The organism is Cupriavidus sp. MEYA8 (assembly GCF_059278825.1).
Window position 1 is genome coordinate 1,847,059 of sequence record NZ_CM181221.1, and the last position, 23,096, is coordinate 1,870,154.

Consider the following 23,096-nt stretch of genomic DNA (forward strand, 5'->3'; position numbering starts at 1 on the left):
GCATTCCGGAGCCATGGCTGGCGATGCGGCAGGGACCGCGCCCGGTTCTTGCGAGAACCCGGCAGGAAGTCAGGAAATAACCGCGTATTCTACCATCCGGATGCGTTCCTTGCATCCGTAGGCGGGGCGATGAACGCCTGGCGGCCTGCATGTGGCGGCCGCGCTTCGCGTGCAGCGCTCAGGCCGCCGGCGGCAGCACCGGATAGCCGGAAAACGCCATCGAAAACCCGTCGGCACGTGCGGCCAGCCGCACCTGCGCGCCCACCGGCAGCGTCAGCTTGCGCGCGCAATGGCCGAACGGCAGGCCGGTCAGCACCGGCATCGGCAGCTGGTCGCGCAGGTAGGCCACCACGGCGTCCATGTCGTAGCCGTTGTCGTAGTCGGTGACGCGATAGTTGGAGAAGTCGCCCAGCACGATGGCGCGCTGGGTGTCGAGCACGCCGGCCTGCTGCAACTGGAGCAGCATGCGTTCGACCCGGTACGGCGGCTCGTTGATGTCTTCCAGGAACAGCACCCCGCCCTCGACCCGCGGCATGAAGGGCGTGCCGAGCAGGCTGCACAGCATGGCCAGGTTGCCGCCCCACAGCGTGCCGGACACTTCGCCGCTGAACGGCTGCCCGCCGGCCTGCGGCGCCGCCACGTCGACCCGGTAGGCCGGATCGCGCAGGATGCCTTCGAAGTGCTCCCACATGTACGGATCGACGCTGTCCGCGCCAAAGTCCGCCAGCAGCATCGGTCCGGAAAAGCTGATGCCGCCGGCCGCGGCCAGGTAAGCGAGCTGGAACGCCGTGAAGTCGCTGTGCCCGACGATGGGCGTGGCGCTGGCGCGCGCCTGTTCGGCGATGCGCGCGAAGTCCACCTGCGCCAGCAGCCGGGCGATGCCGTAGCCGCCGCGCACCGCCAGCGTCAGCTCATGCGGCGCGCCGGTGCCGATGGCATGCAGGTCGGCCAGCCGCTCCGCGTCGGTGCCGCCGAAGCGCAGGTAGCGCCGGGCCAGCACGTCGGGGTTGGTGGTGTGGTAGCCGTGCTGCTTGAGCCAGGCAACGCCGCGCGCGGCAACGGCGACGTCGTGCGGATAGCCGGACGAGGCAATCAGTCGGACTTCGGTATGCGGCGGCCTGCTGTTCGGCGTGCTCATGCGTCGTTGGCTTTGTTCTGTGTATTCGGTTCGGGACGGGTCGGACAGGCGCAGGCTGCGTCGGTTCCGGCCTCGCTGCCTGCCTCGACATCGGCGCCGACACCGCCGGCAACACCGCGGGCAGCCCTCTGTGCGCGGCGCCTGGCCCCGAAGAAATCCTTCAGCATCTGCCCGCAGGTGTCGGCCAGCACGCCGCCGGTGATGGTGGTCTGGTGGTTGAGCTGCGCGTGCTCGAACAGGTTGAGCACGCTGCCGGCGGCACCGGTCTTCGGATCCGTGGCGCCGAATACCACGTGGCGCAGCCGCGCATGCAGGATCGCGCCGCTGCACATCGCGCACGGTTCCAGCGTCACGTATAGCTCGCACTCGGGCATGCGGTAGTTGCCGATCACCTGCGCGGCGGCGCGCAGCGCCTGCATTTCGGCATGCGCGGAAGGATCGACCGAGCGGATCGGCAGGTTGTGGCCGCGCGCGATGATGGTGTCGTTCCAGACCACCACCGCGCCGACCGGCACTTCGCCGGCGGCCTCGGCCAGGCGCGCCTCCTCCAGCGCGGCGCGCATGTAGCGGGCATCGCGCGCGGCAGCCTCGGCCGGATCGTCCGGCAGCGCGCGCGGGGCCCTCAGTGGCATCGGCGGCAGCGGCGGCGTCTCTGGCATCGGCAGGATCAGTCTTGCGCCGGCAGCACTGCCGGGGCGCTGACTTCGGCCCAGCAATTGGGGGTTTCGAACAGCACCAGCCTGGTCAACTGCAGGTGGTGGCCGAAGCAATCCTTGAACACCGGCGCCAGGATATCGAAGGCGACCTGGGCCAGGTTCTCGACGGTGGGGATGGCATCCAGCACCACTGTCTTGTGCCCTTCCATCGATTGCAGGAAGTTCAGCAGCGCGGTGTCGCCGCGGTAGATCAGGAAGGCGTGGTCCCACTTGTTGACCAGGTGCTCGTTGGCGAGCGCCTTGATATCGCCGAAGTCCAGGATCATGCCGTCATCCGAGGCACCTTCGCGATGCAGCACCTCGCCCGACAGCGTCAGGTCCAGCCGGTAGCGGTGGCCGTGGATATTGCGGCACTGGCCGCCGTGGTTCGGGATGCGGTGGCCGGAGTCGAACTCCAGCCGGCGGGTAATGGAAACTTGTTTGCTCATGTGTAGCGGCGCCCTTTCCGTGGTCCAGGCCGCCTGCGTTGGACGGGCGCCGCGCGTGCGCCCGAAGCCTCTATTGTGTACGTTTGCCCAGCGTTGAGCAAAACCCGGGGCAAAACCCCGGAGCCGCGCTCAACGAATGCCCAGCAGCTTGTGGGTCTGCAGCGACAGCCGCCAGCGCGGATGGCGCTGGCAGAAGTCCACCGCGGCGGCCGTATTCTCGCGCTGCAGCGGGCCGTCCATGGGCTGCACCAGGAAATGCTCGAAATCAAGCTGCTCGTATGCGGCAAAGTCCTGGCCCGCCTGCGGGATCACGACCTTGAGCTCGTCGCCGCCCCTGACCACCAGCTCGGAACCCATCTTGGGACTCACGCAAACCCAGTCGATGCCGGGCGGCACGGCAATGGTGCCGTTGGTCTCGATCGCGATCTCGAAGCCCTGCTCATGCAGCGCATCGATCAGCGGCGCGTCGAGCTGCAGCAGCGGCTCGCCCCCGGTGCACACCACCAGCGGCTTGCCCAGCGGCCTGCCACCAGCGCCCTGCGGCCATTCCGAGGCGACCACCGCGGCCAGCTCCCCGGCGGTGCGGTACTTGCCGCCGCGGGTGCCATCGGTGCCGACGAAATCGGTGTCGCAGAACTGGCATACCGCGCTGGCGCGATCCTCTTCGCGGCCGCTCCACAGGTTGCAGCCGGCAAAGCGGCAGAACACCGCGGCGCGGCCGGCGTTGGCGCCCTCGCCCTGCAGCGTATAGAAGATTTCCTTGACGGCGTAAGTCATGCGTGAGGTCTCTCTGGGACCGTAAACGGATTATGGCAGCGGAATATCGGCAGCCTTCGGGCTGGCCGGGTGTATTGGTATGGTTGGGCTCGGCCAGGGGCCAGTCTTGGCGGATCGATCGGCGGGACCGATGCCGTCCAGGGCGGGCGCACGATCGTGGCTATCGCTGGCAGCGCGGGCGGGAAGCACCGGGTTCCGGCGCAGGGGTCGAATCCGCCCCGTGGCCTGTCGCAGGCTGCGTCCGGCCGCTCCGGACACGGCTCGGACAACATCTGAGTATACCAGAGGGCTAAGGGTTTTTGCCTAGGGCCGGCGTGACGCGCGCGTCGCCCGCCGGCCGCACCTTACTTGAGCCCGAGGTAGTCGCGCTTGCCGATCTGCACACCCTTGTGGCGCAGGATGTCGTAGCCCGTGGTCACGTGGAAATAGAAGTTGGGCAGCGCAAACCCCAGCAGGTACGACTTGCCGTCGAACGTCACCGGCCCCTGCCGCAATTTCAGTTCGATCACGCGCTGTTCGCTGCCCTCGAGCTGCGCCGGCGTGATCTGCTCCAGGAACACGATGGTGCGCGCGATGCGGTCCTGCAGCTCGGGGAACGAGGTTTCGGTGTCGGCGAACGATGGCACCTCGATCCCCGCCAGCCGCGCCGCGGCGCCCTTGGCGGCGTCGCTGGCGCGCTGGACCTGCGCCGACAGCGGATCCATGTCGGCGATCAGCCGGGTCTGGATCAAGTCGGCCGGATCCATGCCCTGGGCCTGCGCGTGCGCGGCGCCCTTGTCGAGGATCGCGGCAAGGTTGCCGAGGGCGCGGATAAACGGCGGGATCGATACGTCGTACATCGAAAGTGCCATGGGGTCTCCTGGTGTGGCGTGTGTGGTCGCGGTTGTAGTGATTGCCGGGGGTCGGCAGGCTGTCCTGGCAACCTGCCGCGAGCATAGAACGGATTGGCCTTTGCCGCAGAACCTGCCACCGATTCTTGCAGCAGTGCCGGCGTCTCTTGCCGCATCCGAGGGCAACGCAACGGTTCGAGCGCCGCAGGCGGGCAACCTGATTTAACATATCTGGCCATCGCCCCGGAATCCGGCGGAGCCACCGCCGCGCCCCCATGAACGCGCCGTTCCCCCTTCGCACGGAGTGCCCGCCGGGCGCCTGCATCTGCGGGCGCGAAGCGCTGTTGAGTGATCCCGGCGCCGACCTGCGCGTGCTGCGGCTCACCCGCGCCGAGGAAAAGCGCCTGGTCGAGCGGCTCGAGAATCTGACCAGCCTGGCCGAACTGCGCCGCATGGAGGGCCTGATGCAGGCCCAGCTGAATATCGTGCTGACCATCACGCCCAGCGCGCGCGGCGTGAAGACGGTGCGCGGCATCAATATCCAGGTGCAGGAACAGCCGGGCCTGTGCCGCAAGATCCGCCAGTCCATTCCCGCGGCCATCCGGCGCAGCATGGAGCAGCATCCGGAGATCGCCTATGCGATCGTCGATGCGCACGACCTGCTGGGTGGGGCCTGAAGCGCGCGGGACGCCCCATTTCACCCCGCCCTGTTCGTCGAACCGTCGAACGGGCACTCAGGTCAGCGCCGACAGCAACATGTTCTGCGCTGCCTCGCCGTCCTGTGCAAGCTGACGTTCATAGGTCCCGCCAGGCGTCATCACCCACGTGTCGCGCCGGTCGGAAAGGTACGGCTTCAGCCCTTCGGCAATGACCCTCCCCTTCAGCCGGGGATCCAGGATGGGAAAACAGATCTCGATCCGCCGGGACAGGCTTCGTTCCATCCATTCGCCGCTGGACAGCATGACCTTCTCCGCCCCGCCGTCGTGAAAGTAGAAGATGCGCGAGTGCTCGAGAAACCGGCCCATGACCGATTTCACTGCGATGTGCTCCGACAGGCCGGCAACGCCCGGCCGCAGTGCGCAGGCGCCCCTGACGATCAGGTCGATACGCACGCCTTCACGCGAGGCATCGTATAGCGCCTGGATCAGTTCCGGCTCCAGCAGTGCATTCATCTTGGCGATAATCCTTCCCTTGCGCCCGGCCTTGGCGTGCTCGGCTTCGCATCGGATCGCCGCCAGCAACTGCTTCTTCATGGTAAACGGCGATTGCCAGATATGGGTCATGCTGTGCGTCTGCCCGCGCCCGGTCAGCTGGCTGAAGACTTGTGCCACGTCCTGCGTCAGCGCTTCGTTGCAGGTCAGCAATCCAAAATCCGTATAAGCGCGCGAGGTCTCGAGGTGATAGTTTCCCGTGCCGAGATGGACATAGCGCCTGAGCTTCCCCCCCTCCCGGCGCAACACCATGACCATCTTGGCGTGCGCCTTGAAACCGACGACGCCGTAGACAACATGCGCGCCGACTGCCTCCAGTTGCGCCGCCCAGCCGATATTCGCCTCCTCGTCGAAGCGGGCCAGCAATTCCACCACGGCGGTGACTTCCTTGCCGTTGCGCGCAGCCTCGATGAGTGCCGACAACAGGACCGAGTCGTGCCCGGCGCGATACACGGTGTGGCTGATCGCCACGACATCGGGATCCTGTGCCGCCTGCCTGACGAAATCGACGACCGGTGCAAATGACTGGAACGGATGGTGCAGCAGGATGTCGCCGTCGCGCATGGCGCGGAAGACGTCGGCATGCTCCCTCAATATCTTCGGCACGCCGGGCCGGAAAGGCGTGTATTTCAGCTCCGGCCTGTCGACCTGGTCCGGCACCTGCATCAGGCGAACCAGGTTGACCGGCCCGTTGACCGAAAATACTTCGCCCGGCGCCAGCCCGAACTGTTCCTGCAGGAATGTCGTCATTGCCGGGGTGCAGTTGTCCGCGACTTCCAGCCGGACCGCGTCGCCAAGATGGCGGTGCGGCAGTTCGCCTTGCAGCGCCTCGCGCAGGTTCTTGACTTCTTCCTCGTCCACGAACAATTCGCTGTTCCGGGTCACACGGAACTGATAGCAGCCCCGTATCGACATACCGCTGAAAAGCTCGCCGACATGGGCGTGAAGGATGGACGAGAGAAAGACGAAGCCATGCTCGCACCCCGAAACGTCAGCGGGCAGTGCGATGACACGTGGCAGCGCCCGTGGCGCCTGCACGATCGCATTGCCGGAGTTGCGGCCGAACGCATCCTTGCCCTCCAGCTCAACCGCGAAGTTCAGGCTCTTGTTGAGAATGCGCGGGAACGGATGCGCGGGATCCAGCCCGATGGGTGTCAGGACCGGCATCAGCTCGACGAAGAAGAAATCGCGAATCCAGGCCTGCTGCACGGCGTTCCACGATGGCCGTCGCAAAAAGCAGATCTGCTGCTCTGCCATGGCTGGGATCAACACGTCATTGAAAAGGCGATACTGCTGGTCGACCAATTCACGCACCCGCTGGTTGACCGCGGCATAGACGACCTGCGGCGTAAGCCCGTCGGGGCCGACTACCGGCGACTGAAGCGCGCACTGTTCCTTCAGGCCCGCCACGCGGATTTCGTAGAACTCATCCAGGTTGCTGCTGAAGGTGCACAGCGCACGCAGGCGCTCGAGCAGCGGAATGGCGGGATCGGCCGCCTGCTGCAGGACGCGGCTGAAAAATTCCAGCTGGCTGAGTTCGCGGTTGATATAGAACTCATTGCCATTGGGCAAGCTCTCCTCATCCACCAGAGGGCCCGGGCGCCCCGCGCCCCGAGCACCCGGCGACCCGTGCTGCATGAAGCTGGATTCGCGTTTCATGATTCCGTGCCGAAGAGAGTTCTTTCCAGATTCTAGCTGGCGTATCGCGCATATCGGCGCGATTCTGACTCTGGCGTTCGCGAAAAATGCAATCCCTGCGCAGCAGCCTCGTCCTAGAATAATCCGACCTGCCCAATGGAGTTGCCAATGACACAGGAAATATCATATGCGAGCGAGACCACGCCAGAAGGCCTGGCGAGATTAATCGAGCACATCAGGCATGCCGTGGGGCAAGGTGATCTTGACCCCGAGTTTGTCCACAAACTGGCCAAGCGGATCTGCAAGGAGTTTCAGGAGATGAAGGCCGCCAGGCCGGGAGCTACTGAACTGACAGACCTCGAGTCGAGCATCGAAACGCTGCTGCTGGCCGCGGACAGCGGGCATGGCGCCAGGCTGACCAGGTCCTTGCAAAAGTTGCGTGAAACTGAGGGCGCGAGTCCGGCTTCTCACTAGCGGCCGTATTAATGATTTCGCCGGGGCTTTTTCATTATGTTGTTAATTCAGGAATCCCAGGCGTTGCCTGCTTGCCAGAATCCGTGCTGCAGTTATGCCTTACAAGGCGGTTGCCGGCTCCCAACCGCCGCCCAGCGCCTTGAATGCCGCCACGGCGGCGCGGGCGGATTCGGTCTGCGCCTGCGCCCTGGCATCGGACGTCCGCAGCAGGCTCTCGTCGGCTAGCAGCACCTCGATCAGGCGTACGACACCCTTCTGGTAGGCGGCAAGCGAGGCGTTTCGCGCCTGCGTCAGCGAGGCTTCGCCCTGCGCCAGCGTGCCGGCCTGGTCTTCACGCCTGACCAGGGCGGAGAAGGCATTTTCGACGTCTTCGGTCGCACGCAGCACGGCCTGCCGGTATGCCGCCAGCGCTTCCGCCTCCTGGCCGCGGGCCAGGTCGATCTGGGCGTTGATGCGGCCGAAATCGAACAGGCGCCAGCGCAAGCCCAGCACGCCCGCCGCCTGGCTCGCGCCCGCGGAAAACAGGTTGCCGCCGGCCACGGTCGTGGCGCTGCCCAACAGGGCGCTGAGCGAGAACTTGGGGTAGTACTCGGCAATGGCGACACCGATGCGAGCGTTGGCCGCCGCCAGCCGGCGCTCCGCGACAATGAGATCCGGCCTGCGTCGCAGCAGGTCCGCCGGCGAACCCGTACCGGCGAGCTGCGGCGCTGCGGGAATCGTTCCGGCACCGCCGAGTTCGGCGCGGTACGTGCCCGGCGGAACACCCAGCATCACGTCGAGCGCGTTCAACGCCGCATCGAGCCCTGTTTCCAGCACCGGCACGGTGGCGCTGACCTGGGCCAGCGCGCCTTCGGCCTGCCGGACTTCCAGCTCGGCGGCAAGGCCCTTGCCGAACAGCAGCCCAACCGTGGAGAGCAATTTCTGCTGGGTCTCCATTTGCCGCCTGGCGATGCCGAGACGGGTCTGCAATCCACGCACAGTGATGTAGAGATCCGCCGTCTGCGCGGCCACCGCGAGGCGCGTCGCGGCCGCGCCCGCGGTCGAGGCCTGGTACTCCGCCAGCGCGGCTTCGCGCCCGCGGCGCAGTCCGCCGAAGACGTCCAGTTCCCAGCCGGCGCCGAGGTTTGCCTCGTAGAGGTTGCCATACCTGTCAAAGCCCGGCGTGGCATTCAGCAGCTTGCCAAGCGGCGTCTCGACCGACTGGTAGCTCCGCCCCGCCTGCGCACTGACGCTGCCGGACGGCAGCAAGGCCGCAGTGGCCGTGCCGAGTCCCGCGCGTGCCTGGGCGACGCGCGCCGACGCCTGCGCCAGGTCCAGGTTCTGCGCTAACGCCAGCGACACCAGGCGGGTCAGCACGGGGTCGCCGAAACCTTCCCACCACGTCGTCAGCTCGGCCGGCGGCGAGGCCTGCCTCTGTTCGACGCCGGGCTTTCCCAGGTAGCGTTCCGAAACCGGCACGTCCGGCTTTCTATAGTCAGGGCCGACAGCGCAACCCGCCATGACGCCGGCACTCAGCAGCAGGGTTAGAGAGCGAGGAAAAAGCATGGAGGTTGGGTACTCGGAAACGATCGGAGGTGTGACTATATTATAAAATGGTCACTGGTTGTCAATGATCATCTGCCACGGTAAGCTGACCGAATGACCGAAACCACACCCTCTGCCCTGCCTTCCCGCGGCCCCGCAGACCACAATGTCCGCTCCCAGATCCTTGAGGCGGCTACCGAGCACTTCAGCCTCTATGGCTACGAGAAGACGACGGTTTCCGACCTCGCCAAGGCGATCGGGTTCTCCAAGGCATACATCTACAAGTTCTTCGGTTCCAAGCAGGCGATCGGTGAAGTGATCTGCGCCAACTGCCTGGGCGCGATCACCACCGAGGTCGACGAGACCCTTGCTGCCGTGCCGACAGCGTCGGAATGCTTGCGGCGGCTGTTCAAGACGCTGGTCGATGCAGGCGTGCGCCTGTTCTTCCAGGACCGCAAGCTCTACGCGATTGCCGCGGCGGCCGCGCAGGAGCGGTGGCAGCCGGTTCTCGCCTATGAGGACCACATCCGGGCTGTCGTGATGCGGATCATCCTGGAGGGGCGGAAATCCGGGGAGTTCGAGCGCAAGACACCGCTGGACGAGACCGTCAACGGCATCTACCTCGTCATGCGTCCCTACATCGATCCGCTGCTGCTGCAGCACAACCTCGACGTTGCCGCAGAGGCTCACGCGCAGCTTTCCAGCCTGATACTGCGCAGCCTGGCTCCGTAAGCGACGTAAAAAAATCTCCCCAAGCGGCGTCGTCGCCGCTCCATCATTGCGACCGCTTTGTGACCATTGACTAAACTGGTCACACGAACAATAATTCAGGTCCAGTCTCGCGTAGAGAGGACCTTATGCTTCAGCGCCGAATCGCTTCATCCGCCGCCGCGTGCGTGTTGCCACTTGTTCTAGCTGCTTGCGGCGGGCCGCCGGCGCCCGATCCCCGCGTCCAGCCCCCGCTGGTCCGGGTCGGAGTCGTCCAGGACCCGGCCGCCGCGACGCGTTCTTTCACCGGGACCGTTGCCGCGCGGGTCCAGGGCGACCTGGGCTTTCGAGTCTCCGGCAAAGTCCTGGAGCGGCTTGTCGATACGGGTCAGGCCGTCAAGCGCGGCCAGCCCCTGATGCGCATCGACCCGAACGACCTGAAGCTGGCAGCGCACGCGCAGCAGGAGACGGTAGTTGCCGCGCGCGCACGGGCCAGGCAAACGGCGGAGGACGAAGCCCGCTATCGGGACCTGGTCGGGACCGGCGCGGTATCGGCCTCGGCCTACGACCAGATCAGGGCCGCGGCGGAATCGGCCAGGGCCCAGCTCAAGGCAGCGGAAGCCCAGGCCGACGTGGCAAGGAATGCCACCGGCTACGCGGTCCTGGCCGCTGACGCCGACGGCGTTGTCGTGGAAACGCTGGCCGATGCCGGGCAGGTCGTCAACGCCGGCCAGGTGGTGGTGCGCGTGGCGCATGCGGGGCGGCGCGAGGCCGTCGTCCACCTCCCGGAAACCCTGCTGCCGCCGGTGGGCTCGGTCGGCGAGGCGACCCTCTACGGCAATGACACGCTGACGGTGCCGGCAAGGCTGCGGCAGCTTTCCAGCGCGGCGGACCGGCAAACCCGCACCTACGAAGCGAGGTACGTGCTCGAAGGCGCGCTGGCCGAGGCCCCGCTCGGAGCGACCGTGATCCTCCGGATCCCGGAAGTCCGCCGCGCTGCGACGCAGGCCGACCTGCAGGTACCGATCGGCGCGATCTTCGATCCGGGCAAGGGCCCGGGCGTGTGGGTGCTGAACGGAAAGTCCAATCGCGTCAGCTGGCGCCCGGTCAAGGTACGCAGCCTGGACGACGATGCCGCGCGCGTGGCGGGCGACCTCCGGGCCGGCGACCGGATCATTGCGCTGGGTGCCCACCTGCTGCGCGAGGGCGAGCAGGTACGGATCGCGGCAATCGGGCCCCGCGCCACGCAGGCTTCGGGCGAGGGAGCGCAGCAATGAGTGGTTTCAACCTTTCCGCGCTCGCGGTGCGCGAGCGATCCGTCACGCTGTTCCTGATCATCCTGGTGTCCGTGGCAGGCGTCATCGCCTTTTTCCAGCTGGGCCGCGCGGAAGATCCCGCCTTCACGGTGAAGACCATGACCGTCATCACGGCGTGGCCGGGAGCGACGGCGCAGGAGATGCAGGACCAGGTGGCCGAACGGCTGGAAAAGCGCATGCAGGAATTGCGCTGGTACGACCGCACGGAGACCTACACGCGGCCCGGCCTGGCGTTCACCACCGTAACGCTGCTCGACAGCACCCCGCCAGCGGAGGTCCAGGAAGAGTTTTACCAGGCGCGCAAGAAAATCCGGGATGAGTCCGCCACGCTGCCTGCCGGCGTGATCGGCCCGCTCGTCAACGACGAATATTCGGACGTGACCTTCGCGCTGTTCGCATTGAAGGCAAAGGGCGAACCGCAGCGGGCCCTGGTGCGCGACGCCGAAGCCTTGCGCCAGCGCCTGCTGCACGTCGCGGGCGTGAAGAAGGTGAACATCATCGGCGAACAGTCCGAGCGCATCTTCGTCAGCTTCTCCCATGACCGCCTGGCCACGCTGGGCATCTCGCCGCAGGACATCTTCGCGGCGCTGAACAGCCAGAACGCGCTTACCCCCGCCGGGTCGATCGACACCGCGGGTCCGCAAGTCTTCATCCGCCTCGACGGCGCCTTCGACAAGCTGCAGAAGATCCGCGACACGCCGGTGGTGGCGCAGGGCCGCACCCTCAAGCTTTCGGATGTCGCCACGGTGGAACGCGGCTATGAGGACCCGGCGACCTTCCTCGTCCGCAACAACGGCGAACCCGCGCTGCTGCTGGGCGTCGTGATGCGCGACGGCTGGAACGGCCTGGACCTCGGCAAGGCGCTGGATGCGGAAGTGTCGGCGATCAATGAAGCCTTGCCGCTGGGCATGAGCCTGGCCAAGGTGACCGACCAGTCCGTCAACATCAGCGCATCGGTCGACGAGTTCATGGTCAAGTTCTTCGTCGCGCTGCTGGTGGTGCTGGTAGTGTGCTTCGCGAGCATGGGCTGGCGCGTCGGCATCGTCGTGGCGGCCGCCGTGCCGCTGACGCTGGCCGCGGTGTTCGTCGTCATGGCGGCCACGGGCAAGAACTTCGACCGCATTACCCTGGGCGCGCTGATCCTGGCGCTGGGCCTGCTGGTTGACGACGCCATCATCGCGATCGAGATGATGGTGGTCAAGATGGAGGAAGGCTACAGCCGCATTGCCGCCTCCGCCTATGCCTGGAGCCACACCGCCGCGCCGATGCTGTCCGGCACGCTGGTCACGGCGGTGGGCTTCATGCCCAACGGCTTTGCGCGCTCCACGGCCGGCGAATACACCAGCAACATGTTCTGGATCGTGGGCATTGCCCTGGTCGTGTCCTGGATCGTCGCCGTCGCCTTTACGCCCTACCTGGGCGTCAAGCTGCTGCCCGAGATCGGCAAGGCCGAAGGCGGCCACGATGCCATCTATGGCACGCCGAACTACAACCGTTTCCGGCGCCTGCTGGGGCGCGTCATCCGGCGCAAGTGGATCGTGGCCGCGGTGGTGGTGGGCGGCTTCGTAGTGTCGGTGCTGGGCATGGACATCGTGAAGAAACAGTTCTTCCCGACCTCCGACCGCCCCGAGGTGCTGGTCGAAGTACAGATGCCCTATGGCAGCGCGATTGCCCGGACCAGCGCGGCCACGGCCAAGGTGGAAGCCTGGCTCGCCCGCCAGCCGGAGGCGAAGATCGTGACGGCCTACGTGGGCCAGGGCGCGCCCCGCTTCTATCTCGCCATGTCGCCGGAACTGCCGGATCCCTCCTTTGCAAAGCTCGTGGTGCGGACCGACAGCCAGGCCGAACGCGAAGCGCTGAAGGCCCGCCTGCGCCAGGCCATTGCCGACGGGCTGGCCCCCGAGGCGCGCGTGCGCGTCAGCCAGTTGGTATTCGGCCCTTACTCGCCCTTCCCGGTGGCATTCCGCGTCGCAGGGCCGGATCCGGACAAGCTGCGTGCGATTGCGGCGGACGTGCGCCGCGTGATGGAGAACAGTCCGCAGATGAGAACCGTCAATACCGACTGGGGATCGCGTGCGCCGGCCTTGCACTTCACGCTGCAGCAGGATCGCTTGCAGGCCGTAGGCCTGACTTCCAGCAGCGTCGCGCAGCAATTGCAGCTTCTCCTCAACGGCTTGCCGGTCACTGAAGTGCGCGAGGACATCCGCTCGGTGCAGGTGCTGGCGCGCGCCGCGGGAGACATACGCCTGGATCCGGCGAAGATCTCCGGCTTCACGCTGACCGGCGCGGCAGGACAGCGCATTCCGCTGTCCCAGGTTGGCACCGTCGACGTGCGCATGGAAGATCCGATCCTGCGCCGCCGCGACCGTACGCCGACGATCACGGTACGCGGCGATATCGCCGAGGGATTGCAGCCGCCCGATGTGTCCGCGTCGATCCGGCAGCAACTGGAGCCGATCCTCGCAAAGCTGCCGGCAGGCTACCGGATCGAGCAGGCAGGCGCCATCGAGGAATCCGACAAGGCCACCAAGGCGTTGCTGCCGCTGTTCCCCATCATGCTGGCCCTGACCTTGCTGATCATCATCCTGCAGGTGCGTTCGATCTCCGCCATGGTCATGGTGCTTGCCACCAGCCCGCTCGGACTGATCGGCGTCGTGCCGACCTTGCTGCTGTTCCGGCAGCCGTTCGGGATCAACGCCCTGGTGGGGCTGATCGCGCTGTCCGGCATCCTGATGCGCAACACGCTGATCCTGATCGGACAGATCCACCAGAACAAGCAGGCGGGCATGGCGCCGTTCGACGCGGTCGTCGAAGCGACGGTGCAGCGTACCCGTCCGGTGCTTTTGACCGCGCTGGCCGCAATCCTGGCCTTCATTCCGCTGACCCAGTCGGTGTTCTGGGGAACGCTGGCCTACACGCTGATCGGCGGCACCTTTGCCGGCACGGCGCTGACGCTGGTGTTCCTGCCGGCGATGTATGCCATCTGGTACCGGATCAGGGTGCCTGCCGATGCCAGCGAGAGGGATCCCGGCAAGCCTGCGATCGCGCTGCATCGCGCGGATATTGACGACGGTGGCGCGGGCACTCCCGCGAGCACCGCATGACCCGGGCGGCCGCGACCGTCATGGCGCGGCCGCAGGGCCGGGAGCCCGCGCCCGCCGCCCCCGGGCAAGCGGGGCAGGCCCATGTCTGTCATGCCTGGATCAATCCCCGGGGGCCAACAGACGGGTCATGCCTCGTTGGCAACAGCCGCCTGCTGCGATGGCTTCGCGTCCGCCGCCATGCCCTTGGCCGCGACGGCGATGGCCGCGAGCACGGATGGCACGGCCAGGATGCTCAGGATCGCGCTCATGCCCAGGCCCAGCTGCAACAGCGTGCCGCCGGCAACGGCGCCGAGGATGCCGCCAAAGCGCCCGATGCCGAGCATCCAGCCGACGCCGCAGGCGCGGCCCTGCGTTGGATAGAACGAGGCGGCCAGCGCCGGCATCGAAACCAGGCCCGCCCCCATGAACAGCCCGGCGACCGGCGTCAGCATCGTCAGGTATGAGCCACTGCTGGCGTGGCCCATTGCCAGCGTAAACACGCCGGCAAAAAAATAGGCCACACCGATCACGCGGTGCGGATCGATGCGGTCCATCAGCCAGCCACATGCCATGGCGCCCAGCGTGCCACCCAGCGGAAACAGTGCCGCGATCAGCGCCGCCTCGGCCGGGGTCGCGCCGGTTTCGTTGACCAGCGTCGGCATCCAGCTCGTCACCAGGTAGAAGACCAGCACGCCCATGAAATAGGTCGTCCAGAGCATGAAGGTGCCCATCCGGTATTTCTGCGACAGGATCAGCCCGAGCGGCGAGCGCAGCTTGTCGGCGTGGTCATCCGGCAAGGTGAAGCGCGATGCCTGGAATTGCGCGGAACCTGCGATGCGCCGCAACACCGAACCGATGCGCTGCGCCGGCCAGTCGCGCAGCACCATGAACCGGATCGATTCCGGCAACGCCAGCACCATGACGGCAAGGACCAGCGGCACCACGCCGCCAACGACAAAGACGCTGCGCCAGCCGAATTCCGGAATCATCACCGCGGCAAGGAAGCCGCCGCCCGCAGCACCCAGCGTGAACCCGCAAAACATGCTGTTCACCAGGAATGCGCGGCGCCTGGCGGGCGCATATTCGGCCAGCAGTGTCGTCGCGTTGGGAATGGCTGCGCCCAGCCCCATGCCCGTCAGGAAGCGCCAGCCGGACAGCTCGACCGCGGAAGCCGCCGTCGCGGTGGCCAGGCTGAACAGGCCGAAGACCGCCACCGATACGCCCAGCACGGGCTTGCGCCCGAACCGGTCGGCAAAGGGCCCGGCGATCAGCGCGCCAAGCGCAAGCCCAACCAGCGAAGCGCTCAGCACATTGCCCATCGCCAGCTTTGAAACGCCCCACTCCCTGGTCAGCGACGGCGCCACATAGCCGATCGCGGCGGTGTCGAAGCCATCCGCCACCACCACCAGGAAGCAGACGATAAGAATCATCCATTGGTAGGGAGAGAATCTCTGGCTGTCGATGAACGCCTGGACGTCAACCGTCCCCGGCGAGCTGGATTGCTGTGGTTTCATGCGCGTTGTCTCCGTTGTCTGTCATGCAATGATGATCGTCATATCAAAGGGCGAACGATCGCAGCGGCCATGACGTTCCCCACGCCGTTCGCCGCGAAATTCCTGCATGCCCCCGCTGATGTATCCAGCGTCTACATGCTAGTCAGGCGATGCGGCAGGGTCAAGGACGATCACCCCGCCACGGCGTTGGTGCTATCCCTAGTGAAGGAGGTGGCGTGAGTCCCTCGGCAGCCACATTTCCCGGCGCGGCGGGCAGACTTCGGGAAGCGCCCGATGCAATGACGATCGTAATGCTATATATTGCAGAGACTCACCTGCCGTTGCCGTCTCCCGATCATGCGCTACTCGCTCGACCAGAAAGCTGAAACCCACAAGCACATCGTGAAGGCCGCCTCGACGCAATTCCGCAAGCATGGCGTCAACGGCATCGGCGTTGCGCAGCTGATGAAAAGCGCCGGCCTCACGCATGGCGGCTTCTACGCGCACTTCGAATCCAAGGACGCGCTGGTGGCCGAGGCCATCGACGCGGCCTTCGACCAGACCATGGATTTCCTGAAGGATGCGACCTCGGTGGCCTCTTTCCGGCAGCGCAGGCAAGCCGTCGTCCAGGCGTATGTGAACAGGAAGCACCGCGACAACCCCGGAGCGGGCTGCGCCATCGCGGCGCTCGGTGCCGATGTGTCGCGGCTTGACGCGAAGACGCGCAAGCGCTTCGAGGCGCGCGTGACAGCGCTGGTCGATGCCATCGCCGGGAGCGATGACGAAGCTGCGCGCAAGGACGCCATCGTTACGCTGGCGGCCATGGTCGGCGGGATGGTGCTGGCGCGTTCGGTCAGGTCGGAAGCGCTGTCCGGCGAAATCCTGGATGCAGTCCAGGCCGGGCTCCACGCCGGCCTGTAGGCGAGCGCCTACAGCACCCGAGCCGACATGAGCCAAGCCCGCTTCCTCGCGATGCCCTGTCCCGTGGCACATGCATCGGCAGTATTGGGCGAGCGCTGGGTCATCCTGATCCTGCGCGAAGCGTATTACGGGTCGACACGGTTCGAGGAGTTCCAGCGCCGGCTCGGCATCGCTTCCAACATCCTGAGCGCCAGGCTGCAGGCGATGACCGATCATGGCCTGCTGGAGCGCAGGAGGCTCGAGGGCAGCACGCGTTGCGCCTATTTCCTGACCGACAGCGCGCGCGATTTCCTGCCGACGTACCTGAGCCTCAAGGCGTGGGCGGAGCGATGGGTCGCGGAACCGAAGCGGCGCGCCAAGCGCTTCGTCGACAAGCAGACCGGCAGCGAGATCGTGGCGCCGCCGTTGTCGCGCGCCGATGGCTCGCCGATCGTCTTCGATGACATCCAGGTCATCGACGCCCAGGGACGTTAGCGGCCCCTCTGCGGTCCTTTTGCAGCCCGCCCGGTAGCTGGCACGCCTGCGCGCCGCAACAAGCGAACACGCGACGGGTTGGCGCTAATATTGAGGCCTGACGAAACCGCGACCCGCATTTTCATGACCACCACCACCAAGCGCCCGGCCCGCCAGAGCTATCACCATGGCAACCTGCGGGAAGAAATGATCCGTTGCGGCCGCGAGATCCTCGCCAGCCAGGGCGTCCATGGATTGACGCTTCGCTCCGCGGCCAAGCTCGCCGGGGTCTCGCACGGCGCGCCGCGCAACCAGTTTTCCGACAAGGAGGGCCTGCTGGCCGCGATCGCTACAGAAGGGTTCCGGGAGCTGGTCGCGGTGCGGCGCGCCCGCCTGTCGCCCGAGATGGGCGCCGAGGCCCGGCTGCTGACGATCATGGATGGCTACATCGAGTTCGCCGTCAAGCATCCCGCGCTGTTCTACCTGATGTTCGGGCCGCAGATCGAGGATAAGGAGCGGTATCCGGAACTGCTGGAAGCAGGCAGCGCTTCTTACCAGTTGTTGTCGGGAGCCGTCCAGGACTACTTCCGCGAGAACGGTCTTGCCGAGCAGTTCGACGACATGATGGTGCGCTGCGCCTGGTCGGCCATGCATGGCGTCAGCATGTTCTTCAGTGCCAGGCCAACGGGGCCCAGCCCGCGCCCGCGCGTGGCGCTGGCCCAATGGCGGCAGAGCGTGCAGCAGTTCGTGCTGACCGGCCTGCTGGCAGCGGGCCATAAGAAAAAAGCCGCGGCGGCCGACGAGGCCGCCGCAAGCAAACCGAAGGCGAGGTCACGCAGCGCCGCGCAGACGTGACCTCTCCCTCGGGAGACTCAGGTTGTGCCCGGCCCCTTCAGCGCATCGGCAAGCGCGCGCTTCAGCATCACCCGGCCCAGTTGCAGCCGGTATGCCCCATCGGCAAAGTTGTCCTCCAGCGGGGGCACGTTGGCGAACGCGGCTTCGACGATGTCGTCGACCTTGTCCGGCAGGTCCGCGAAGCTGCCTTCCAGCAACGCCCCGGCCTCCCAGGCGCGGAATGCGGTATCGGCAACGCCGGTGATGGCAATCCTCCCCCAGGTATAGCCGTCCTTGCCGATGTTGATCGCAACGGCCGCCGCGGCCACCGCATAGCCCGACGACGGATGGCGGAATTTGCGGTAGCCAACCCGTGCCGGCGCCGGCAATGGCACATGGATGCGCGTCAGGATTTCGTCCGGCGCGACCGCAGTCGCCATGAAGCCGGCAAAGAACTCCGGCGCCGGAATGCGCCGGCTCCCGTGTGCGCCGACGACTTCCATCTCGGCGTCCATGGCAAGCACGACAGCCGGCCAGTCCGCCGACGGATCCGCGTGCACCAGCGCGCCGCCGATGGTGCCGCGGTTCCTGACGGTCGGATCGGCTATCACCGCGGCGGCCAGCGGGAACAACGGCGCCAGCTGCTTCAGTTCCGCGCTCGCCTCGAGTTCGGCGTGCGTCGTGGCGCTGCCGATGGAAATGGTTTCCTCATGGACCGCGATCCCACGCAGCTCGGGCAGTCGGCCGATGTCCACCAGCAGTGCGGGCCGCGCCAGCCTGAGCTTCATCATCGGCAGCAGCGTGTGGCCTCCGGCCAGGATCTTCGCCTCGGGATTCTGGACCAGCAGGGAGAGTGCCTGCTGCACGCTGCCGGCCCTGAGGTATTCGACTTCGTAGGGAATCATGTCGCGCTCCGGCTTTGTTGGATGGCACGCCAGACCTTCGGCGGCGTCAGCGGCATATCGAGATGGGATATGCCGAATGGCTTCAGTGCATCGCAAACCGCCGCCACCACCGCGGGCGGCGCACCGACGCAGCCCGCCTCGCCGATGCCCTTGACGCCGATCGGATTCGACGGCGCCGGCGAGACATGGAAGCCGGTGCGCATGCGGGGGATCTGCTCGATGCGCGGAAAGCCGTAGTCGAGCAGCGAACCGGACAGCAACTGCCCGGCATCGTCGTAGATGGCTTCCTCATACAGCGCCTGGCCGATACCCTGTGCGATGCCGCCGTGCATCTGGCCGTGGCAAAGCATCGGATTGATCAGGACCCCGACGTCGTCGACCGCCACATAGTCGAGGATCGTCACGACGCCCGTCTCGGCATCGACTTCCACAACCACGGCATGGCAGCCATTCGGCGCTCCCAGGGCGACCGGCTCATAGAAGACGCGTTCATCCAGCCCTGCTTCAAAATCGCGGGGCAGCTTGTGCGCAAGGTATGCCATTCTTGCAACCTGCGAGAACGGGATAACGGTGGGATTGGCTGCGCTCGAGAAACGGCCATCTGCATAGTTCACTTCCTCTTCCGGGACTTCCAGCATGAAGGCGGCGATGCGCCTGGCCCTGGCCAGGATCTTGCCCGCTGCCATGTAGGCGGCACTGCCGCCCACGGGCATCGAGCGTGAGTTGAACGTGCCGTGGCCAGCCAGCACGCGGTCGGTGTCGCCCTGCACGACGTCGATATCTGCCATCGGCAGCTGCAAGGCATCCGCGACGATCTGCGCGAAACTGGTGGCATGGCCGTGGCCCTGCGGCATCGAGCCGCTGAACAGCGTGACCTTGCCATCGGAGTGCACGCGGATATGCGCGCTTTCCCAGCCGCCGCGGTTGAACCCGACCTTTTCCAGCATCGGCGAAATGCCCATGCCGACCAGCTCCAGATAGCAGATCACGCCAATGCCGATATATCTGCCCTGCTCGCGCAGCGCCGCCTGCTGCTCGCGCCAGCGCCGGTAGCCGATCAGCTCGGTTGCCTGGTTCAGGCAGGCTTCGTAATCGCCGGAGTCCCATTTGCCGCGCGCGCCGTCGTGCGGCAGATATGGGAACTGGTCGGGTTGCACCAGGTTGCGGCGCCGCAGCTCGACCGGGTCCAGGTCCAGTTCGCCCGCCACGGCGTCCATCAGCCGCTCGATGATGTATGCGGCTTCCGGCCGGCCGGCGCCGCGGTAGGCGTCGACCGGCGTGGTATTGGTCGTCACCAGGTTCACTTCCACGTCGACCGAGGTAATCCGGTAGTTTCCCGTGATGTAGTTGGCCGTGTTGACGGTAGGGATGCCCGTCGCCATGTTCGACAGGTAGGCGCCGAGGTTGGCGTACGAGCGCAAGCGGATCCCCAGCACCTTGCCGTCGCTGGTGACGGGGGCTTCCACATACTCGGTATGCGCACGGCCATGGGTGGTCGCGACGAAGTTCTCGCTGCGCGTCTCGGTCCAGCTCACCGGGAGCCCGAAATGCCTGGAAGCGAACGCCACCAGCACCTCTTCCGCATAGAAGTGCATCTTCGCGCCGAATCCGCCGCCGATATCGGGTGCCACGATCCGGACCCGGTGCTCGGGCCAGCGCAGGGTTTCCGCCAGCCAGCGTCGCGACATGTGCGGGACCTGGGTCGGGACGATAAACGTGAGGCGCTCGTCGGCCGGGTCGAAGTTTGCGCACAGGGCGCGGGGTTCGAGCGGGCTGGGTATCAGCCGCTGGTTGACCAGCCGGATCGATACGACGCGGTCGGCCCGTTTCAATGCGTCCTCGTAGCTGCCGCCCTTGAGCCGGAAAGTGCCGATGTGATTGCCCGGCACGTTATCGTGGAGCTGGGGCGCGGAGTCCGCCAGCGCGGCTTCCGCATCGACGACCGGCGGCAATTCCTCGTAGCTCACCGAGACGAGTTCGGCCGCATCCGCCGCGATTTCCCGGCTCCCGGCAACCACCATCGCCACGGCTTCGCCGACGTACCGTACGCGCTCCGCCGCGAGGGCCGGATGAGGCGGCACCCTGGAATTGCCCACCACCCAGTTCGGCCGGATGTCGCCGACCTTGCCCTCGATATCCGCGTAGGTCAGCACGCCAACCACGCCGGGAAGCGCGCGCGCGGCCGAGGTGTCGATGCCGGTGACGCTGGCGTGGGCATATGGCGACCTGACAAAGGCGGCGTAGACCATGCCAGGGAACCGGTGGTCGTCGGTAAACCTGCCCTGGCCACTCATCAGCCGCTTGTCTTCCCGTCGCGTGACCGACTTGCCGATATACCGGGTCGTGCTGCCGTTCAGTGCTTCGCTCATCTGGAGGCCTCCGCTTGCATCACGGCCTGCGCTTCCCGCAGCCTGGTCGCGGCGAGCAGCACCGCATCGACGATGTTCTGGTACCCGGTGCAGCGGCACAGGTTGCCATGCAGCGCCTCCCTGACATCGGCCTCGGCCGGCTCCGGCTGGTGCCCGAGCAGCGCGCGCGCCGCCAGCAGCATTCCCGGCGTGCAGAAACCGCACTGCAAGCCATGCAGTTCGTTGAAGGCCTGCTTGAGGGCGTCGGTCGTGCGGTCATGCTCCATTCCCTCGATCGTGCGCAGTTCGCAGCCGTCGGTTTGCGCGGCAAGCACCGTGCATGACTTCACGGTCGAGCCGTCCAGCAGGACCGTGCAGGCGCCGCATTGGGACGTATCGCAACCGATATGGACGCCGGTCAGGTGCTTCTGGTCCCGCAGCATATGCACCAGCAGCCGCCTTGGCTCGACCTCGGTCGCACCGGTCACGCCATTGATGGTGTTTTCAATTTTCACGGTCGCCTCTGTGTCTCCGTTATCACCTTCAGCATCAGTCGACGCGATGCGTATAGTATTACGATCATCATACTAAAGGTCAAAAAATTTGGTTCGTCAGTAAAAAGTGTGGGTTGTCGGCGGCTCAGGGAGTTTGCCAAGTGCATGATATAGCGCGATTTCCGTCGCTTTGAAGGTCTTGAATCCATAGGCTTTTCTCATGGTGACTTTGGCCTTGTTGTTCAAGCCCTCAACGATGCCGCTGGAGAACTGCCCGCGCGCGCGGAAGTAGTTGAGGATCAGTTGCCGGTGCACGCGTACAGTACGGGCGAACTTCTTCATCGGCTCGATGCGCGAGCGCATGACCCGGGTGCACCACTGATCGAGGAATCTCTCGGCCCAGACCGGCGAGACGTATTCCCATAGCTGCTGGAATTCCTCCTTGAGCAGCCAGGCGCGCACGGTACGCAGGTTGTACTGCAACAGCTCACGCAGGCGCAGCCGCTGTTTGCCGGTGAGGTTTTCCTGCCGCTTGAGCAGGCACCAGCGAGTCTTCTTGAGTACCGGTTCATAGCCGTCGCGGTTCATGCGGCGGGCTTCGTCAGCACGGACCTCGTCGATCGCCTTGTTCATCTTCGCCACGATGTGGAAACGGTCGAGGATGTTCAGCGCATTGGGGCAGTGTTTTGCAACCATGTCGAGATAGGGCTGCCACATGTCGGAGCAGACAAACTCGACGCTTTCGCATAGCCGTTCGCCGATCAGGCCGAAGAATCGAGCGAAGCTTTCCTTCGTGCGCTCCTGCCCGACCCAGAGCAGCCGCGTGCAGCCGGCCTCGATCTGGTAGACCAGCGTGAGGTACTGGTGTCCACGGCCATACTGGATCTCGTCGACCCCAAAGGCGCGGATCGTGCCCAACTCACGATGGGCCAGTCCCCACTGCACCACCCATTCCACTGCATTGAAGACCTTCTCCCAACTGGTCCGGAAGCTTCGTGCCGTTTCTTTCCAGGACAGCTTGCGAGCCCATTGCGCCAGGAACAGCATGTAAGCCTTCGTCAACGTGTGCTTGCCGCTGGCCCACGGCACCTCTTCAACCTTCACGCCGCAATCGCGGCAGTCAACGCGGCGCATGGCATAGAGCAGAAACACCGCAAAGCCCCACACCGGGATAAACTCGAACCTGCGCTGTGCGAGCGTGTCGTAGCCCCGGGCGGGCCGACTACAGCATGAGCAGATCGCCTTTGAACCCTTGCGCGGACGTACGTCGATTTCGATGGACTGGGTGAGCTCGCACAGCCGCGCACCTTCGTAAACAAAACCGGGTACATGATGGCAGGCATTGAGCAGGCGGGTCAGCAACATGGCTAGCAAGGCCGCGAGCGGCAAGGGCAAACCGGCCATTGTCGCGCAGGATCCAGACACGCTGGTGCGATATGTGCCCGACCTGCAGGAATGGCCTGCATCGTGGCGCGTCGAAGACAGGGATATCCCGCCAGGACAGGCAATCGTGGCCATATTCACGCCTTTCCTCGAGCATCTGCTGACCCTGGGATACGCACGCAAGACACTTCTTCGCCACCGCGATCACCTCTGGATGCTCGGCGGCGAAATGATCCGGCGACGCTACGAGGATCCCGACGCGCTTGCCATGCCCGTGGTGACCCTCTTGCACAACCTCATCGAGGAGGACGGCGGCCCCCTCATCTGGCCACGTATCTCCGAGTCTGAGCAGAATTCGTTTGATGCAACCTGCCGAAAGCTCTACCAGTATCTGAATCGGTCGCCGAACGCCTGACCGCGCC

At 65.8% G+C, this 23,096-nt stretch carries 21 protein-coding genes; 9 read left to right on the forward strand and 12 right to left on the reverse strand.

Features of this window, described 5'->3' with window-relative positions:
* Window positions 1-178 precede the first annotated feature (178 nt).
* The 5 genes from ldcA to AC5WJ1_RS08495 form a co-directional block, all read right to left on the reverse strand.
* Window positions 179-1,138 (reverse strand): muramoyltetrapeptide carboxypeptidase, encoded by a 960-nt coding sequence (gene ldcA, locus AC5WJ1_RS08475; RefSeq protein ID WP_195427665.1) that lies wholly within the window; start codon window positions 1,136-1,138, stop codon window positions 179-181.
* Window positions 1,135-1,797 carry a tRNA adenosine(34) deaminase TadA gene (gene tadA / locus AC5WJ1_RS08480; protein ID WP_195427664.1) on the reverse strand — a complete coding sequence of 221 codons (663 nt, stop codon included), beginning with the start codon at window positions 1,795-1,797 and terminating at the stop codon, window positions 1,135-1,137. The genes ldcA and tadA overlap by 4 nt, the downstream gene beginning before the upstream one ends.
* Window positions 1,798-1,805: 8 nt before the next feature.
* A complete protein-coding gene (gene queD / locus AC5WJ1_RS08485) occupies window positions 1,806-2,282 on the reverse strand; it encodes a 6-carboxytetrahydropterin synthase QueD (protein WP_135705302.1) in 477 nt (158 codons plus the stop codon).
* A 129-nt stretch (window positions 2,283-2,411) separates the two neighbouring features.
* On the reverse strand, window positions 2,412-3,059 hold the full coding sequence (gene queE, locus AC5WJ1_RS08490; RefSeq protein ID WP_494476019.1) for a 7-carboxy-7-deazaguanine synthase: 648 nt from the start codon (window positions 3,057-3,059) through the stop codon (window positions 2,412-2,414).
* Window positions 3,060-3,403: 344 nt separating this feature from the next.
* The gene (locus AC5WJ1_RS08495; protein WP_434032660.1) at window positions 3,404-3,910 is read right to left on the reverse strand and encodes a DUF1993 domain-containing protein; all 507 of its coding nucleotides are present in this window, start codon (window positions 3,908-3,910) and stop codon (window positions 3,404-3,406) included.
* A 254-nt stretch (window positions 3,911-4,164) separates the two neighbouring features.
* On the opposite strand from AC5WJ1_RS08495, the gene AC5WJ1_RS08500 reads away from it, so the two are divergent.
* Window positions 4,165-4,566 carry a hypothetical protein gene (locus tag AC5WJ1_RS08500; RefSeq protein ID WP_133096211.1) on the forward strand — a complete coding sequence of 134 codons (402 nt, stop codon included), beginning with the start codon at window positions 4,165-4,167 and terminating at the stop codon, window positions 4,564-4,566.
* 57 nt (window positions 4,567-4,623) lie between these two features.
* Here the strand turns inward: AC5WJ1_RS08500 and ppk1 are convergent, their stop codons facing one another.
* Entirely contained in the window at window positions 4,624-6,759 is a 2,136-nt protein-coding gene (gene ppk1, locus AC5WJ1_RS08505; RefSeq protein ID WP_494476020.1) for a polyphosphate kinase 1, read from the reverse strand.
* Between the two features lie 147 nt (window positions 6,760-6,906).
* Here ppk1 and AC5WJ1_RS08510 point away from each other — a divergent pair, with 147 nt between their 5' ends.
* Window positions 6,907-7,212: a hypothetical protein gene (locus tag AC5WJ1_RS08510; protein WP_133096213.1), complete on the forward strand. Its 306-nt coding sequence runs from the start codon at window positions 6,907-6,909 to the stop codon at window positions 7,210-7,212.
* 99 nt (window positions 7,213-7,311) lie between these two features.
* On the opposite strand, the gene AC5WJ1_RS08515 is transcribed toward AC5WJ1_RS08510, so the two are convergent.
* Window positions 7,312-8,757, reverse strand: a complete 1,446-nt coding sequence (locus AC5WJ1_RS08515; RefSeq protein WP_133096214.1) for an efflux transporter outer membrane subunit — start codon at window positions 8,755-8,757, stop codon at window positions 7,312-7,314.
* A gap of 93 nt (window positions 8,758-8,850) precedes the next feature.
* On the opposite strand from AC5WJ1_RS08515, the gene AC5WJ1_RS08520 reads away from it, so the two are divergent.
* The 3 genes from AC5WJ1_RS08520 to AC5WJ1_RS08530 all read left to right on the forward strand — a co-directional run bounded on the left by AC5WJ1_RS08520 (window position 8,851) and on the right by AC5WJ1_RS08530 (window position 13,864).
* Complete coding sequence (locus tag AC5WJ1_RS08520; protein ID WP_494476021.1) at window positions 8,851-9,468, forward strand: TetR/AcrR family transcriptional regulator; 618 nt, start codon at window positions 8,851-8,853, stop codon at window positions 9,466-9,468.
* 125 nt (window positions 9,469-9,593) lie between these two features.
* Window positions 9,594-10,721: an efflux RND transporter periplasmic adaptor subunit gene (locus AC5WJ1_RS08525; RefSeq protein WP_195427661.1), complete on the forward strand. Its 1,128-nt coding sequence runs from the start codon at window positions 9,594-9,596 to the stop codon at window positions 10,719-10,721.
* Window positions 10,718-13,864: an efflux RND transporter permease subunit gene (locus AC5WJ1_RS08530; RefSeq protein WP_494476022.1), complete on the forward strand. Its 3,147-nt coding sequence runs from the start codon at window positions 10,718-10,720 to the stop codon at window positions 13,862-13,864. Before AC5WJ1_RS08525 ends, AC5WJ1_RS08530 begins: the two co-directional genes overlap by 4 nt.
* 125 nt (window positions 13,865-13,989) lie before the next feature.
* Here AC5WJ1_RS08530 and AC5WJ1_RS08535 read toward each other — a convergent pair whose 3' ends face one another.
* Window positions 13,990-15,357 (reverse strand): MFS transporter, encoded by a 1,368-nt coding sequence (locus tag AC5WJ1_RS08535; RefSeq protein WP_135705307.1) that lies wholly within the window; start codon window positions 15,355-15,357, stop codon window positions 13,990-13,992.
* 336 nt (window positions 15,358-15,693) lie between these two features.
* Between AC5WJ1_RS08535 and AC5WJ1_RS08540 the strand changes: the two genes are divergently transcribed.
* The 3 genes from AC5WJ1_RS08540 (at window position 15,694) to AC5WJ1_RS08550 (ending at window position 17,565) form a co-directional block, all read left to right on the forward strand.
* A complete protein-coding gene (locus tag AC5WJ1_RS08540) occupies window positions 15,694-16,257 on the forward strand; it encodes a TetR/AcrR family transcriptional regulator (protein ID WP_494476023.1) in 564 nt (187 codons plus the stop codon).
* 27 nt (window positions 16,258-16,284) lie between these two features.
* On the forward strand, window positions 16,285-16,731 hold the full coding sequence (locus AC5WJ1_RS08545; protein ID WP_494476024.1) for a winged helix-turn-helix transcriptional regulator: 447 nt from the start codon (window positions 16,285-16,287) through the stop codon (window positions 16,729-16,731).
* 123 nt (window positions 16,732-16,854) lie between these two features.
* Window positions 16,855-17,565 carry a TetR/AcrR family transcriptional regulator gene (locus AC5WJ1_RS08550; RefSeq protein ID WP_133096220.1) on the forward strand — a complete coding sequence of 237 codons (711 nt, stop codon included), beginning with the start codon at window positions 16,855-16,857 and terminating at the stop codon, window positions 17,563-17,565.
* 17 nt (window positions 17,566-17,582) lie between these two features.
* Here the strand turns inward: AC5WJ1_RS08550 and AC5WJ1_RS08555 are convergent, their stop codons facing one another.
* The 4 genes from AC5WJ1_RS08555 to AC5WJ1_RS08570 all read right to left on the reverse strand — a co-directional run bounded on the left by AC5WJ1_RS08555 (window position 17,583) and on the right by AC5WJ1_RS08570 (window position 22,656).
* Entirely contained in the window at window positions 17,583-18,449 is an 867-nt protein-coding gene (locus AC5WJ1_RS08555; RefSeq protein WP_494476025.1) for an FAD binding domain-containing protein, read from the reverse strand.
* Complete coding sequence (locus AC5WJ1_RS08560) at window positions 18,446-20,818, reverse strand: xanthine dehydrogenase family protein molybdopterin-binding subunit (RefSeq protein ID WP_494476026.1); 2,373 nt, start codon at window positions 20,816-20,818, stop codon at window positions 18,446-18,448. Before AC5WJ1_RS08560 ends, AC5WJ1_RS08555 begins: the two co-directional genes overlap by 4 nt.
* Window positions 20,815-21,312: a (2Fe-2S)-binding protein gene (locus AC5WJ1_RS08565; protein ID WP_434032657.1), complete on the reverse strand. Its 498-nt coding sequence runs from the start codon at window positions 21,310-21,312 to the stop codon at window positions 20,815-20,817. The genes AC5WJ1_RS08560 and AC5WJ1_RS08565 overlap by 4 nt, the downstream gene beginning before the upstream one ends.
* A gap of 96 nt (window positions 21,313-21,408) precedes the next feature.
* Window positions 21,409-22,656, reverse strand: a complete 1,248-nt coding sequence (locus tag AC5WJ1_RS08570; RefSeq protein WP_494476027.1) for an ISL3 family transposase — start codon at window positions 22,654-22,656, stop codon at window positions 21,409-21,411.
* Here AC5WJ1_RS08570 and AC5WJ1_RS08575 point away from each other — a divergent pair.
* Window positions 22,655-23,089 carry a hypothetical protein gene (locus tag AC5WJ1_RS08575; RefSeq protein WP_483734871.1) on the forward strand — a complete coding sequence of 145 codons (435 nt, stop codon included), beginning with the start codon at window positions 22,655-22,657 and terminating at the stop codon, window positions 23,087-23,089. The genes AC5WJ1_RS08570 and AC5WJ1_RS08575 overlap by 2 nt on opposite strands.
* Window positions 23,090-23,096: the final 7 nt, after the last annotated feature.